Origin of the sequence: Pyrinomonas sp., from assembly GCF_040289685.1 — a bacterium.
Taxonomy (GTDB): Bacteria; Acidobacteriota; Blastocatellia; order Pyrinomonadales; family Pyrinomonadaceae; genus Pyrinomonas.
In genome coordinates this window covers 21201-35753 of the sequence record NZ_PSLQ01000033.1, presented here as the reverse complement: position 1 = coordinate 35753, position 14553 = coordinate 21201, and the positions used below count along the sequence as shown (strand labels likewise).

The window sequence follows — 14553 nt, the reverse complement described above, 5'->3', positions numbered from 1 at the left end:
TCGCTCGAAATCGAGGTTAGCAAAGCGGCGATCGTAGAGTCAATTGAGCCCATAGCTAAAAGCGCTCGTGATCGCGACGCTGCGAGCTCGGAGCTTCAGGGATGCCCGGCGAATATCGCCCGCAACTCTACTTATGAGCAATGCGGTATGGAGTTTAGGGACTACGTTTCAGGACCTTCCGGCGAACATCGCCAGCAAAACCGCAACCGCATCCAAATAGATGCGGCGCGCCTCTGCTTCGCGCGGCAGATTGTTCACGATGAGCGAAAAGACCAACCGTTCGCCCGCCGCCGTAGTCACGTAGCCAGACAACGACGCCGCGTTGTTGATCGTACCCGTTTTAGCGCGCACGTTGCCCGCTGCCGCCGTACCGCGCATTCTGTTGCGCAAAGTTCCGTCCACGCCTGCGATGGGAAGCGCGTCGCGGAAGACTTGTGCGTGCCGGTGACGAAACATATAGATGAGAAGGCGCGTCGTTGCCTCCGCCGTGACCAGGTTGCCGCGCGACAGACCTGAACCATCGACGATCTGCACGCTTGTCTCATCGATGCCCGCGGCGCGCAAGAACTGTTTGACGGCTTCGATGCCAGCCTCCTCGCTCTGCTGCCTCGGATCGGTACGCGTTGCGTTGCCGAGCGCGCGCAGCACCAGTTCAGCGTAAAGGTTCTGACTTGGCTTGAGTACCTGCGCGGCCACGACGCTGAGCGGCGGCGATGGCCGATTGGTGATTTCAACGAGCGAGACCGCAGGCATCAAGCGAGGCGAACGCGCATCCACGACGCGCGTTTTGCCGCGGATCTCAACGCCGCGTTTTTCGAGCGCCGCGCGAAGCATCGAGACGAACAACATCGCCGGATGTGAGATCGAAACGCTTGCCGAAAAGCCGGGATCATCTGCGGGGATCGTTCCTTCCACATCGAGCACGTTCTCGCCGAGCGGACGGTAGATGGCGAGTTCGCGCCGCGTCCCCTTGGGACCGGTCGTCGTTCGATTAACGATCGTCAGAAGCGAAGTCGCCGGTCCGGTGGTGATCGTGCCCGCATCGCCGATGCGCGCTCCTGGTTTGATTGAAAGGTCGAGCGCGTTGTCGTTGACCGTCAGCGCGCTGATTTCGGCGCCGTAATACCACTGTAAGTCATCCACTTCCCAACCGGACCCGAACGGCATGCCGGTGAAGTAGCTTTCGTCGCCGACCAAATCGCCTGCAACACGCCGCACGCCGGCGGCAACGATCTTGTCGGCCAGTTCATCAATGGCGCGGTAGTAGTCGCCGTTGTAAAAACGCGCGGCGAAAGAAGGATCGCCGCGCCCGTAGATGACGAGGTCACCGCTTATCCGCCCTTGCGCGTCGGGACGCATTGGGGCATAGACGGACGTGACGAAGCGAAAATCCGGGCCAAGGCGGTCGAGCGCCGCTGCGATCGTATAGAGCTTCATGTTGGAAGCTGGTTGCATCAGCTTGTCGGCGTTGAGCTCAAAGATCGTGCGCCCTGTGTCGAGCGAAACGACTTTGGCCGCAATTTGCGCGGGCGCCAGCTCCGGCTGATTGACGACTTGCGCGATCGCTGCGCGCAGTTCTTCGATGCTCCGCGTCGTCGTCGGAGCAAATGGCAACGAAGGTTGCGGCGGGCGCGGCGGTGGCTGTGCGCTCGGAGTCGAAGGTTGCGGCGGGCGCGGCGTCGTTTGCGCTGGCACCGTCCCGGTGAAGATCGCCAACAGAAGCGCGAGCGCGGTTGCAAGCTTTGCGCTGCGCTTAGACGTTACATCCGAACGATCGGTCATCATCAGTTGGTCCACTCGCGTAGTTTTTCCGGTGAAGTCTTCGAGCCACGCGGCAGCGCCTTCGTCTTTCGCTAGCGCGGCGTTTCAATCGAACGGATGATCTCTTCGGGCGAAGCCGTTGCCGTTCCCACTTTGCCGACGACGACGCCGGCGGCGTGATTGGCTATCATCGCCGCTTCGAGCAACGAGGCTCCAGCCGCGAGGCCCGCGCCGAGGGCGGCGATCACCGTATCGCCTGCGCCCGTCACGTCGTAGACTTCGCGCGCGACCGTTGGCACGCGGAGCGGATTCGCCTCCTCTTCGAGCAGGATCATGCCGCGCTCGCCGAGCGTGACGAGCACGGCGTGACAGCCGAGACGCGCGCGGATCAAACGCGCTGCGTGCGCGATGCCCGCCTCCGAATCGTCGTCGCCGTTGGTAAGACGCAAAGCCTCATGATGATTCGGCGTGACGAGCGTCGCTGGACGATAAGCGTCGAAGTTGCGAAACTTCGGATCGATCAACGTCGGAACGTGCGCGCTTCGGGCAAACGGAAGCACTTGGTTTAGCGTACGCGGCGTCACGGCACCTTTTTCGTAATCGGAGACGATGAAAGCATCGGCGCGTCGAAGCGCCCGCTGCAAGCGTTCGATCAGTTGTTCTTCGATTTCGGCGCAGACCGGCGCGCGCCGTTCGCGGTCCGCGCGCACAACGAGTTGACTGTGGGCGATGATGCGCGTTTTGGTCGTTGTCGGGCGGGTCGCGTCGACGATGAGCTGTTCGTCGTCGGCCCCCATTTCTTGTAGCTCGGCTCGTACCCTTTCTCCGGCGCGGTCGCGCCCGATGATGCCGACCAGCGTTGCTTCAACGCCGAGCGCGCGCAAGTTGGCCACCACGTTGGCCGCCCCGCCCAAGCGGACCGATTCGCGTCGTACATCGACGACCGGCACAGGCGCTTCCGGCGAAATGCGCGTCACGTCGCCCCAGACGAATTCATCGAGCATCACATCGCCGAAGACGATCACCGATCGCCCGCGCATGTTCGCTAGAAGTTCAGCCGCACGTTGTGTTGAGAGGTGGTGCATATCTTGATTTCCGTAAAAAATCCCTTCGGGCGATTAGCGAGCAGCGCGCCATGCTACCTGTTGGCAAGCAAGCGGTCAACCGCCGTCATCACGTCTTCCACCGAGACGTGCCGAATGCACTGAGGACGCTGAAAAGCGGTACACTCATATCCAGCGCATGGCGCGCAAGCCATTTCTGCGCGCACCACTGCGTGCGGAAGATCGGTCCACGGACGCCAGTGCGCGACGTTGGATGAGCCGAAGATGACGACCACCGGCGTCCGAACGGCTGCGGCGATGTGCGCGACTCCGCTATCGTTGCCGATGAAAATGTGCGCGCGGTGGGCCAGCGCAATCAGCTCGGGAAGGGAAAGGTCTGTGAACTGGATGATGCGTCCGTGCGCGCGTGCAGCCACCTCGCGCGCGATCTCGGCTTCGTCGGGCGCCGCCACGACGACCGTGCGCAATCCGCGCGCGCGTAGGTGATCGGCGACGCGCGCGAATCTTTCCGCTGGCCACGTCTTCGATTCGAAAGCGGCAGCCGGGTGCATCAGAACGAAGGGCTGTGCGTCATCCAAACCTTCGGCCAACAAGCGACGCTTTGTCTTTTCGTCTGCGTGAGTCGTTACCGCCAGCCGCGTTCGCGGGCGGTCGCTGACGGGGACGCCGGTCCAGCCAAGCAGCGCCAGTTGTTGTTCGACCGAGTGGGTGTTCGGTTGCTGCCAGATCTGTGCTGGAGGCGGCGCCAGATGGTTGTGCAGCCGCGCGTATTGATAACTTGCGAATCCGACGCGGTGGCGCGCGTTGGATGCCTTGGTCAAAAAGGTGGCCGTCGTTCCGCCGTGAAGGTTGAAAGCGACATCGTAACGCGCCGCACGCAACGTGCCGATCAAGCGGGCGCGCGCCCAATTGCTGCGCTCGACGGCGATCACGCGATCGACTTCGCGAAAACCTTCGAGCACAGGCGCCACCCAATCCTCGAGCAACACATCGATCTCCGCTTCGGGCAAGAACCGTCGCAACGCCAGCAGCGAAGGCGTCGCTAGCACCGCATCGCCGATGGAACGAAGGCGCACGACGAGCACGCGCTTGACCTCGCGCCAGTTCCAACGCGCGGGCGCGAGAGGCTGCGGTTGGGCGCTTGCGCTCGGCGCGGCGTTCAAGTCGTTTCGATGTCGTCGTTCCTCCACCTGATCGTCAGGGTACAGTTGCCGCTTCGCCCGCAGGCGGCGTCGGATCCTCCTCGATCTGCGCTTCGTCGATGAGCATCACGGGGATGTCATCGCGGATCGGGTAAACGCGCTTGCACTGCAAGCACTTCAAACCGCTCCCGTCAGGTTTGAGTTCGACTTTGGTTTTGCACAGCGGACAGACGAGTATCTCCAGCAGTTCTTTCGATAGAGCCATCGTTGGATCCCCTTCGAGAAGATCGCGGGCCGCGCATTCAGAAGCTTAACAGCGCGACGAACCGCTCGGCAAGCGAAGTAAAAGTCGCTGACTCGACGACGCGCCAGCGGATCCAAGCTGCGCGGTTCGTTTCATCTCCGAGCCAATGGTTCGACGCCGCGCCACCGAAGCCGTTCGGTCCAACGCGCGATCAGCTCGACGAAACCGAAGACGCGCTTTCGCGCCTTTCGAGGCGCATCAGGAGGCCGTTTTTGGGGCGCAGCGTGATTCGCGGCAACGGCTCGATCCTTTGGCCGGAGACGAGCCTCATGCGCCACGAGCGAGCCATGGTCGCCAGCACGATGATCCCTTCCAGCCAAGCGAACGCTTCGCCGATGCAACGACGTGGACCTCCACCGAATGGAAAGTAGGAGTACGGTGGGCGCGCCTGTTTGTTTTCGGGGCGCCATCTTTCGGGATCGAAGCGTTCCGGATCGGGGAAGTAACGCGCGTCGCGATGCATGACGTACTGGCTGACGAGCACCAGCGAGCCAGCGGGGATGAAATATCCGCCGATCTCCACCGGACGCACGACCAATCTTCCGATCACCCACGCTGGCGGATAGAGGCGCATCGCTTCGGCAAAGACCATCTCGGTATAGGCGAGGTCGGGTAGGTCGGCGAAGCGCGGAAGCCTCTCGCCGAGCACCTGATCGACTTCCTGATGCAAACGCCTCTCGACTTCCGGGTGCTGCGCGAGCAGATACCACGTCCAAGCGAGGGCGTTGGCGGTGGTCTCATGACCGGCGAGAAAAAGCGTCATCGCTTCGTCGCGCACTTGTTCATCGGTCATACCGCCTTGATCGCCATCCGTGTCGCGCGCCAGCAGCAGCATCGAGAGCAGATCGCCACGATCCTCACCGCTTCGTCGGCGTTCTTCGATGATGCGATAGATGATCGAATCGAGCTTGGCGCGCGCTCTTTCGAACTTGCGCCGTGATGGAATGAGAAAGCGTTCGATCAACTCCGAGTAAGGCATCATCAATAGTTCGAACAAGTCCATCAAGTCCGCCAGCGCGCGCCCGACATCGTCGGCATCTGATTCGACTTCGGCGTCGAAAAGCGTTTTACCGACCACGGCCAGCGTCAAGCGCATCATTTCGCGCGCGATGTCCACCGTTGCGCCGTCTCGCCAGCGATGCGTCATCTTAACCGCACAGTCGGCCATCACGTCGGCATAAGCGGCGATGCGTTGGCGGTGAAAAGCGGGTTGGATCAAACGGCGTTGGCGGCGATGGAAGTCGCCTTCACTGGTCAATAGACCTTCGCCGAGCAGCAGCTTGGCCCGCTGCAACGCGCGCCCTTTTACGAAATGGTCGTGGCGCGTGACGAGCACTTCTTTAATGAGATCGGGATGATTGAAAAGGACGACCCTTTGTGGACCGACGAAGAATTGCGCGACGTCGCCATAGGTGCGCGCCAGTTCCGTGAGAAAGCGCAACGGATCACGGCGAAAAGCGAAAAGATGATACCCCGGCAACAGACAGCGCGGTCCGGGTGGGATGGCGACAACCGACATGCTCTTTGATCCTCCCAGCCGAACTCAATTCTACCAGATGCGCTCGCCCGTGCTGTAAGCCTTGCCCGAGCCGCTCTGGGGAGGCTGAGAAGGATCAACGAAGCAAGATGATCTCGCGCGCCGTTGCGGGAAGCTCGACGCGCAACCGCCCGGTTTGAGCATCGAACGTCGTGCGTTCCACGCTTCGTCCATCGATGCGCACTTCGCGCGGCGGAGCGTTCAACCCGACCATCTGCAGCGCGGAAAAGTCGCGCGCGCGATACGCGCCCTCATGGACGAGCGTGATGCGCAAGCGCGTCGCATCCTCTTCGGTGCGCACCGTGGTGCGGCGAAACTCCCCGCGTTCGTATGCGTAGCCGTCGCCGCGATCTTGATAGATTTTGCTCTCTCCGCTGCCGATGGCGACGGTCAAGGCGAGCGGCGTTTGTTGAGCTGCATCTGTGTTTGGCGCGGGCGCTTGTATAGCCAGCGCAGCTCCGGCGCGGACGAAAAATGGCAAGCGATCGAGCGGCGCTTCGATCACAGCTTCGCGTCCGCCCGGAAAGCGCGCACCGGTCCACCAATCGATCCACGTCTCGCCCGCCGGGAAATAGACGCGCCGCTGCCTTTCGCCCTCGCGCACCACGGGAGCGACCAAGATGTCACGCCCGAGCAGGAACTGATCTTCAATCAAGTAGGTGCGCGCGTCGGTTGGGTAGTCGAACCACAGCGGGCGCATCACGGGCGCGCCCGTCTCTTCGTGTTCGCGAAAGACAGAATAGATGTAAGGCAAGAAGATGTAGCGCAATTCGATGGTCGCGCGATTGATGCGTTCGAAATCCGGACCGAAAGCCCAAGGCTCTTGATGGCGCGTCGGGCTGCCGGTTGAATGCGCGCGCAAAAAGGGCGTGAAGACAGCAGCTTGCAACCAACGCGCGTAAAGCTCCCCGGTCGGCACCGGATAATCAGCGAATCCGCCGACGTCGGCTCCGGCAAAGGGCACACCCGAGACGCCGAGGTTGGCGAGCATGGGGATGGTGAGCGCCAAATGGTCCCACGTCGAGACGTTATCGCCGGTCCAGACCGCGGAGTAACGTTGCACGCCAGCGTATGCGGCGCGCGTCAGCACGAACGGGCGCAGGTCGGGACGCAACTTTTTCACGCCTTCAAAGGTCGCGCGCGCCATCTGCATCCCGTAAACATTGTGGTAGCGGCGGTGCGTATCGGGCAGGATGCCCTCGCCTGCGTGCCGCACGTCGAGCGGAAAAGTCTTGCCTGGATGGTGCGCGATGCGTGGTTCTGCCAGATCATCGGGCAGAAAAGTGGCCGGTTCGTTCATGTCGTTCCAAAAACCGGCGATGCCTTCATCGAGATGTTGACGGTAGAGCGAGCCGAACCAAGCGCGCGCCTTCGGGTCGGTGAAATCGGGAAAGGCACACGTGCCGGGCCAGACGCGCGCGTGAAACTCGCTTCCATCGGCGGCGCGGTGGAAATAACCGCCAGCGCGTCCCTGAAGATATATGTCGTAGTTTTCATCCACCTTGATGCCCGGATCAATGATGAGGACGAGGCGAAATCCTTGTTGACGCAGATCGCGCGCCAGCTTCGCCGGATCGGGAAAGCGCTCGCGGTTCCAAGTGAAGACGCGATACCCGTTCATGTAGTCGATATCGAGGTAGATCACGTCGCACGGGATGCGTTTTTCGCGAAAAGTCCGCGCGATATCGCGCACCCGTGCCTCTGGATAATATGACCAGCGCGATTGTTGAAAACCGAGCGCCCAAATGGGCGGCAAGGGCGTGCGCCCGGTAAGCTCCGTGTAGTCGCGCAAGATGTTGCGCGGCGCGCGTTCTCGACCGCCAGTGAAGACGTAATAGTTCAGCTCGCCGCCCGGTGCGCCGAACGTGTAACGCGCCGGATCGGTCTTGCCCATGTCGAAATATGTGCGGTGCGTATTGTCGAAGAAGATTCCGTAAGCGCGTCCCCTGTGAAGCGCGATGAAGAACGGGACCGATTTGTACGTCGGATCGGTGTTGCGATCGTAAGCGTAGGTATCGTAGTTCCACATCACCATCGTCTGCCCGTGGCGCGACATGGGCAGCGGTTTCTCGCCGAAACCGTAGTAGAGTTCCGTCGGGGGGCGTTTTTTGGAGGTCTCGACGGCTCCCGTCTCCGAATCGAAAGCGTAAGCGCGCGTGCGATCGTCTTCGACGATCACATCTCCTTGCGCGTCAAGGACGACGAGCGAGAAGGGACGGTGTTGAATGACCAAGCGTGTGTTCGCCGTCTGGAGTACGCTCTGTTCGCCTTCCGTGCGCACTCGGACGTCAACCGAGGCGCGTGGTCTCTGCTCCACGGCGTAAGAGAAGTCGGGTTCAAATTTGCCTTTGGGCGCGAGTCGCACACGCACGACATCCGGTGACGTGAAGAGGATGGCCGCTCGCGCGCCGCTCGATAGAGCGATCACGACACCGTTCGGCTGGCGTTCGACGCCAACAACGTCGCCCGCTGCGCGCCACGCCGCTGATGCATCTGTGGCCAGAACAACGATGAGCGTCGCTATCTGAACGACGCTTGGCACGTACCTGCGCTTGAACATCTTGCCTCTCCCTAAAGGATCGCGCTCCAGAAAGCGCGGAAGCGCCCCGCGCTCTCCTTCGTTGCGTTTACAGTGCCTTGATGTGATTACAAACCGGTCGCCTGTTCTGCTTTTCGCATCGCCTTCGTTGCCTCTACAGCCGCATTCATTGCGATCCGAAGGGGCGATCCGTCCCCTTCGCTCACGTCGCGCGACCGATCAGCGAAGCGACGCGTTCGACTCCGCCGCGCGGCGTTCGTAGATGATTCGTCCGCCGAAGATCGTCATCACCGTTTCGGTGCGGAGTATCTCTTCCGGTTCGACGGTCAGAAGATCGCGCGAGTGGACCACCAGATCGGCGAGCATGCCCGGCGCGATCACGCCCTTTTCACCCTCGTCGAAAGAAGCGTAAGCCGCTTCCGCCGTGTAACAGCGGATCGCATCTTGAATGCTCAAACGCTCTTGTGGCCACCATCCACCGGGCGGATCGCCGTCGGGGCTTTGGCGCGTGACGGCAGCGTACAGCCCGAGATACGGGTTGATCGGTTCGACGGGCCAATCCGTGCCGAATGGGACGCGAACGTTGAAAGAGCGCATCATATGCCAGGCGTAAGCGCCGAGCACACGGTATTGGCCCAAACGCGCTTGCGCCCAGCGCTTGTCAGAGATCGCGTGCGATGGCTGCATGGAAGCGAGCACGCCGAGATCGCGGAAACGCGCGAAATCGAGCGGCGCGACCACTTGGGCATGCTCAACGCGGTGTCGCTGGCGCTCGCCTGCTGAAGCTTTGTTCGCCGCCTCAAAGGCATCGAGCGCCATGCGATTGGCACGGTCGCCGATGGCATGCAGCGCGATCTGGAACCCGGCGCGCGCGCGTTCGACGACCATGCGCGTTAGCTCTTCGGACGAGCGACGCGGCAGCCCGCTGTTATGTGGATCGTCGGCGTATGGCGCTAGCATCGCCGCTGTGCGCGAGCCGAGCGTTCCATCGACGTAGCCTTTGAGCGCCGTCAATTTCAGCCGTCGCGGATCATCGCCGAAAGAAGCGAATTCGGTCCGCTGTCGTTGAAGTTCCGCGATCGAATCCTCGAAGTTTTGCCATTCGGCCACACGCACGGTTAATTGATTTTGGCGTAGAAGCTCGCGGTAGAGTCTGGTCGTTTCGTACCCGGAATTGTCTTGAATCGAGGTGATGCCGTAACGCTTCGCTTCCTCAAGCGCGCGGCGCAAGGCTTGCATCTTCTCCTCGCGGGACGGTTCAGGCACGATGCGCGCGACCAAGCTTGCTGCCGTCTCCTTGAGGATACCGGTCGGTTCTCCTTGCGCATCGCGCAGGATCTCCCCGCCGGGCGGGTCGGTCGTCTGCCGCGAGATGCCGGCCTTGCGCAACGCAAGCGTGTTGACCCAACTGACGTGACCATCAACGCGCTGCAGAAAGACCGGATTGTTCGGTGCGACTTCATCGAGGTCCTGACGTGTCGGCCACTGACCGCCCCAGAGCGTGTGATCCCAACCGCGTCCCAACACCCAAGCGCCGGGCGGAAGCTCTGCGACGCGCCGCGCGATGCGACGTTTGGCCTCATCGAGCGTGCGCGCGCCGTTCAGCTCGACGCGCAACAACGACAGTCCGCCGCTCAAAAAGTGGATGTGCGCATCGTTGAAGCCGGGCGTCACTAACCTGCCTTGAAGATCAATGGTGCGTGCGGCGCGAAAAAGGCGCGTGATCTGCGCCGTGCTGCCGACGGCGACGATTCGTTCGCCATCGATGGCGACCGCTTGCGCGAGGGTTCCGCGCGCATCTGCCGTGAAGACCTTGCCGTTGATCAGCAGGAGCGACACGGCGCGCTGTTGCGCTTTGCCGCTCGGCACGATCAAGAGAATGCCGAAGATGAGGGCGAGAAGCTTCGATCCGTCGTGCATCGTTGGGGGTTGAACCGTTTCGTTTCTTCGCTAAGACGGCCAAGTTTATACCATCAGTTGTAGGACGGAACAACTTCTCGCTGTTGGTTGGCGCGTGCGCTCTTGGCGATGGATCTCAGCATTGGGGCGGCACATTCTAAACGCAAGATGGCTTGCCTCCGCTTGAGCGGCTGCGCAGCAGCGCTTCGGCGAGCGTTTGAAGGAAGATCGACCGTAGATTCATCTCGGTTCCATTCGGAACGAGCAAGAGGGAGTCGCAATGCGCGCTCGGCACGATTTTTGACTATTAAGTTGGAAGCGAAGCAAAAGTGAGCGATTTCAAAACAGCGAAAAGCGACGGTTCGCTTCAGCGGCGGTCTGAATTTTACAACTGGGAAAGGGATGATGGAGAAAATGGCGAGCAACAGAGAAGAGCTCATGCGACAACCCGAATTGTTGCCGAAGAGAACGGAAAGCGGGCGGTTGAGCGTAAACGTTGGGGACACGGAGCGTCTGCTTTCGACCATCGGCGGCGGCGCGCTAGCTCTATATGGATTGACGCGCGGCTCGCTCGGTGGAATCGCTCTCGCGCTGGCTGGTGGCGCGCTCATCTATCGTGGCGTCACTGGTCACTGCAATCTCTACGAAGCGGTGGGCGTCAATACAGCTACCGGAGCGCAGAGCGCAAAATCGGCGCGCGTCGAAAAGAGCGTCATGGTCAACCGTCCGGTGGAAGAGGTCTATCGCTTCTGGCGCAACTTCGAGAACTTGCCGCGCGTCATGAGCCACCTTGAATCGGTCGAAGTCAAAGACGCCAAACGCTCGCACTGGGTAGCGAAAGCGCCCGTTGGAACGAGCGTCGAATGGGACGCTGAGATCATCGACGAGCGGCCAAACGAGTCGATCGCTTGGCGCTCGCTTCCCGGAGCCGACGTCGAAAACTCAGGTACGGTCCGGTTTCGTCGAACTGATGGCGGGACTGAAATACAGGTTACGTTAGAATACACGCCGCCGGGCGGTGCGCTCGGCGCGACGGTGGCGCGCTTGTTCGGCGAGAATCCAGAACAACAGTTGGAAGAGGATCTGCAACGATTCAAGCGCGAGATGGAAGGATCGGGCGGACAAGAAGCGGCTTGACGTCCCACCGTCTGAGGCGCGCGAGCGAAGCGGTTGCGCAAATGTTTCGCTCGCGCATTGGCTCTGAAGATCGGGCGCGCTGCCGAGTGCGCCTTCAAACGACGGCGTTCGCGGCTAGGGCATGGTCCGAAGGTACTCCTCGAGTTCCGCGCGCGTCGGCAGCGCCTGGCGTGCACCTAGAGAGCGGCATTTAAGCGCCGCCACTGCGCAACCCATCTTCAAACAAGTCTCTAGTTCTTCGCCCTGCAACAGGCCGTAAAGAAAGCCGGCGTGGAAAGCATCGCCAGCGCCCGTCGTATCGCGACATCCGCCGGGCACAGGCAGCGCCGCCATTTCGATGAAGAGGCTTTCGTGGTAGAGCAGCGCGCCGCGCGTGCCGCGCGTCATACCAACCACGGCGCAGCCGTAACGCGCCTTGATCTCCATGAGCGCCGCGCGTTCATCGGTCAAGCCAGTCAGCCGACGCGGAAACTCCGCCGATGAGATCAGCACGTCGATCAACGGCAAAAGGTGTAGCAAGCCGTCGTAGATGTTGTCTATATCGGCGGAGACCACCGTCGCCGCGCGGCGCGCTTCGCGCGCCATCTGCACGCAAGCGAGCGGGTCATGTGCGTCCATGTGGAGTATGCGTCCGCGCTCGGCGAAGCCCGTTGGCGCTTCCCATTCGGCGTAAGCCAAACGTTCGTCGCGGTCCCAAAGGATGGTCCGTTCGCCCGTGCGCGCATCGATGATGATGAAGGCGATCTGCGTGCGTGCACCTTGAACGATCTCAGCGCGATCCACGTTGATGCCCTCTTCGATAAGCGATTGAAGCCCTTTACGCCCCTCTTCGTCGGAGCCGAAGCGGCCCGCATAAGCCGTGCGCATCCCCAAACGCTGTAACCCAACCATGGTCGAAGCCGTTTGCCCGCCAGCGGATTGCGCGTAAGCGACAAAGCGCGTTTTAGTATCGAAGGTCGGATACTGCGGCGCGACGATCAAATGGTCGAAGGCGTTGAGTCCGAAGCCGACGCAATCGAACTCCCTTCTTTCAGGCAAAGCGAGCGGAAAACGCATGAGTCGTTCGCTCCGAATCGCGGAATTGGGTACAATTGAGAAGGTAATCATAAAGCGTGCGCGCTCGTTTGAGCGAGCCAGACGGATCATGGTTTTGGAAGAGAAGCTTCAATCGCTGCCGACCGACCCGGGCGTGTACATCTACAAGGACGCCGCGGGCCGCCCCATCTACGTCGGCAAGGCGAAGAACCTGCGCCACCGCGTGCGCTCTTATTTTCAATCGAATCGCGCGCTCGATGTGAAGACGCGCGAGCTTGTCCGACGCATCGCCGATCTTGAGTTCATCGTCACCGACACGGAAGTCGAGGCGCTGGTGCTTGAATCGAACCTGATCAAACGGCACAAGCCGCGCTACAACGTCCTGCTCAAAGATGATAAGCAATATCCGCACCTGAAATTGACCGTCAACGAGCCTTTCCCGCGCGTCATGATCACTCGCCGCATCGAACGCGACGGCGCGCTCTATTTCGGCCCTTTTCTGCCGGCAAGTCTTGCCCGCCGCACCATCGATCTCGTCAACCGCACCTTTCAGTTGCGCACGTGCGACATCGACATCGACGGCAAGTTGCCGCGCCCGTGTCTCGAATATCACATCAAGCGTTGTCTCGGACCGTGCGTCAAAGAGCTATGTTCGCCAGAGCAATACCAAGAGGCTGTGCGCGACGTGCGCCTGTTCCTTGAAGGCAAGAACAAAGAGCTGGTCGAAGAACTGGAGCGGCGCATGTATGCGGCGGCGGAGGCGATGAATTTCGAACTGGCTGCCAAATACCGCGACATGCGCAGCACGGTGCTCGCGCTCGCCGAGCAGCAGAAGATGGCGACTTCGCCTGACCGCGATGTGGACGTTTTCGGGTACCATCGCGAGGGCGCGCGGTTGGCGCTGCAACTGTTCACCATGCGCGAGGGGCGCGTCGTCGGACGGCGTGAGTTCTTCTGGGAAGACTTATCGGAAGAAGGGTTCGATCCATCGGCTTTTCTGAGCGAAGTGCTGGCCCAATACTACTCGACCGACTACGTGCCGCGTGAGATTTACGTGCCCCTCGATTTCGAGGACCGCGAATTACTGGAACGCGCTTTGAGCGAGCGGCGCGGACGGCGCGTTCACATCATCGTCCCGCAACGCGGCGAGAAGCGCGATTTGGTCGAATTGGTGGAAAAGAACGCGCGACTCGCTTTCGAGCAGCGCTTCCGCATCCTCAAACCCGACATGCAACGCGTGCTCGAAGAGCTGCAAGAGACGCTCGAATTGCCGCGCTACCCGGCGCGCATCGAATCCTTCGACGTATCGAACATCTCCGGCACAGACACGGTAGCGGCGTTGGTCGTCTGCGAAAACGGGCGCATCAATCGCGCCGAAGGGCGACGTTTTCGCATCAAGACGGTGGAGGGCGCGAACGATCCGGCGGCAATGCGCGAGGCGGTCTTTCGCCGCTATCGCCGTCAATTGGAAGAGGGAGAGCCGCTGCCCGATGTGGTTTTGATCGATGGCGGACGAGCGCAACTTCAAGCTGCGGCCAGCGCCATGCGCGAACTCGATCTCGAAGCCATCCCGCTGGTCGGCGTCGTCAAGCCGCCCGGACGGCATAACGATGTCTCGCACTTGCTGGTGCACGGACGCGAATGCGATCCCCTCAGGCTCGATGCGCATTCGCCCGTGCTTCATCTGGTCCAGATGATACGCGATGAGACGCACCGTGCTGCGGTCGCTTACCATCGCAAGCGGCGCGCGCTGCGCGACTTCACCTCGGAACTGACGGCCATTCCCGGCGTTGGCGAAAAGCGCAAGAACAGATTGCTTCGTAGCTTCGGTTCGATTACGCGCATCGCGCAGGCGAGCATCGCAGAGCTAACGCCTTTTGTCGGACGCGCAACCGCCGAGCAGATCGTCGCGCACTTTGCTCGTCAACGCGAGGTTTCGGCGCGCCGCGATCAAGCGGCAAGCGATGGCGCTTTCGATCCCGCTGCCGTGACGACCAGCCTCGTCGATCCGCGCGGCGAAGCCGATGATCTCGCTCCCATTCGCGCGCTCGATCAACAGGGAAGACCATTGCTAAGCGGCACGCGCCGCCGCCGTCGCGCGACGCGCAAGAGGGAGTGAGCGCGCGGTTCTGCCG

At 61.4% G+C, this 14553-nt stretch carries 10 protein-coding genes; 2 read left to right on the top strand and 8 right to left on the bottom strand.

Annotated features, from left to right (window positions below):
• Nucleotides 1–168 precede the first annotated feature (168 nt).
• From dacB to C4334_RS08660, 7 genes are all read right to left on the bottom strand, one after another.
• On the bottom strand, nucleotides 169–1785 hold the full coding sequence (dacB, locus tag C4334_RS08700) for a D-alanyl-D-alanine carboxypeptidase/D-alanyl-D-alanine endopeptidase (protein WP_352431694.1): 1617 nt from the start codon (nucleotides 1783–1785) through the stop codon (nucleotides 169–171).
• A 68-nt stretch (nucleotides 1786–1853) separates the two neighbouring features.
• Complete coding sequence (gene rfaE1 / locus C4334_RS08695) at nucleotides 1854–2846, bottom strand: D-glycero-beta-D-manno-heptose-7-phosphate kinase (protein ID WP_352431693.1); 993 nt, start codon at nucleotides 2844–2846, stop codon at nucleotides 1854–1856.
• A 53-nt stretch (nucleotides 2847–2899) separates the two neighbouring features.
• Complete coding sequence (locus C4334_RS08690) at nucleotides 2900–4015, bottom strand: glycosyltransferase family 9 protein (protein ID WP_352431692.1); 1116 nt, start codon at nucleotides 4013–4015, stop codon at nucleotides 2900–2902.
• Nucleotides 4016–4022: 7 nt separating this feature from the next.
• A complete protein-coding gene (locus C4334_RS08685; RefSeq protein WP_352431691.1) occupies nucleotides 4023–4232 on the bottom strand; it encodes a Trm112 family protein in 210 nt (69 codons plus the stop codon).
• A gap of 190 nt (nucleotides 4233–4422) precedes the next feature.
• Nucleotides 4423–5790 (bottom strand): cytochrome P450, encoded by a 1368-nt coding sequence (locus C4334_RS08680; RefSeq protein ID WP_352431690.1) that lies wholly within the window; start codon nucleotides 5788–5790, stop codon nucleotides 4423–4425.
• Nucleotides 5791–5884: 94 nt separating this feature from the next.
• Nucleotides 5885–8368 (bottom strand): glycoside hydrolase family 31 protein, encoded by a 2484-nt coding sequence (locus C4334_RS08665; protein WP_502943427.1) that lies wholly within the window; start codon nucleotides 8366–8368, stop codon nucleotides 5885–5887.
• Between the two features lie 198 nt (nucleotides 8369–8566).
• On the bottom strand, nucleotides 8567–10267 hold the full coding sequence (locus C4334_RS08660) for an amidohydrolase (RefSeq protein ID WP_352431689.1): 1701 nt from the start codon (nucleotides 10265–10267) through the stop codon (nucleotides 8567–8569).
• Between the two features lie 393 nt (nucleotides 10268–10660).
• On the opposite strand from C4334_RS08660, the gene C4334_RS08655 reads away from it, so the two are divergent.
• On the top strand, nucleotides 10661–11383 hold the full coding sequence (locus tag C4334_RS08655) for an SRPBCC family protein (RefSeq protein ID WP_352431688.1): 723 nt from the start codon (nucleotides 10661–10663) through the stop codon (nucleotides 11381–11383).
• Between the two features lie 114 nt (nucleotides 11384–11497).
• Here C4334_RS08655 and C4334_RS08650 read toward each other — a convergent pair whose 3' ends face one another.
• Entirely contained in the window at nucleotides 11498–12439 is a 942-nt protein-coding gene (locus C4334_RS08650) for a carbohydrate kinase family protein (protein ID WP_352431687.1), read from the bottom strand.
• Between the two features lie 88 nt (nucleotides 12440–12527).
• Here C4334_RS08650 and uvrC point away from each other — a divergent pair, with 88 nt between their 5' ends.
• Nucleotides 12528–14537 carry an excinuclease ABC subunit UvrC gene (uvrC, locus tag C4334_RS08645; protein ID WP_352431686.1) on the top strand — a complete coding sequence of 670 codons (2010 nt, stop codon included), beginning with the start codon at nucleotides 12528–12530 and terminating at the stop codon, nucleotides 14535–14537.
• Nucleotides 14538–14553: the final 16 nt, after the last annotated feature.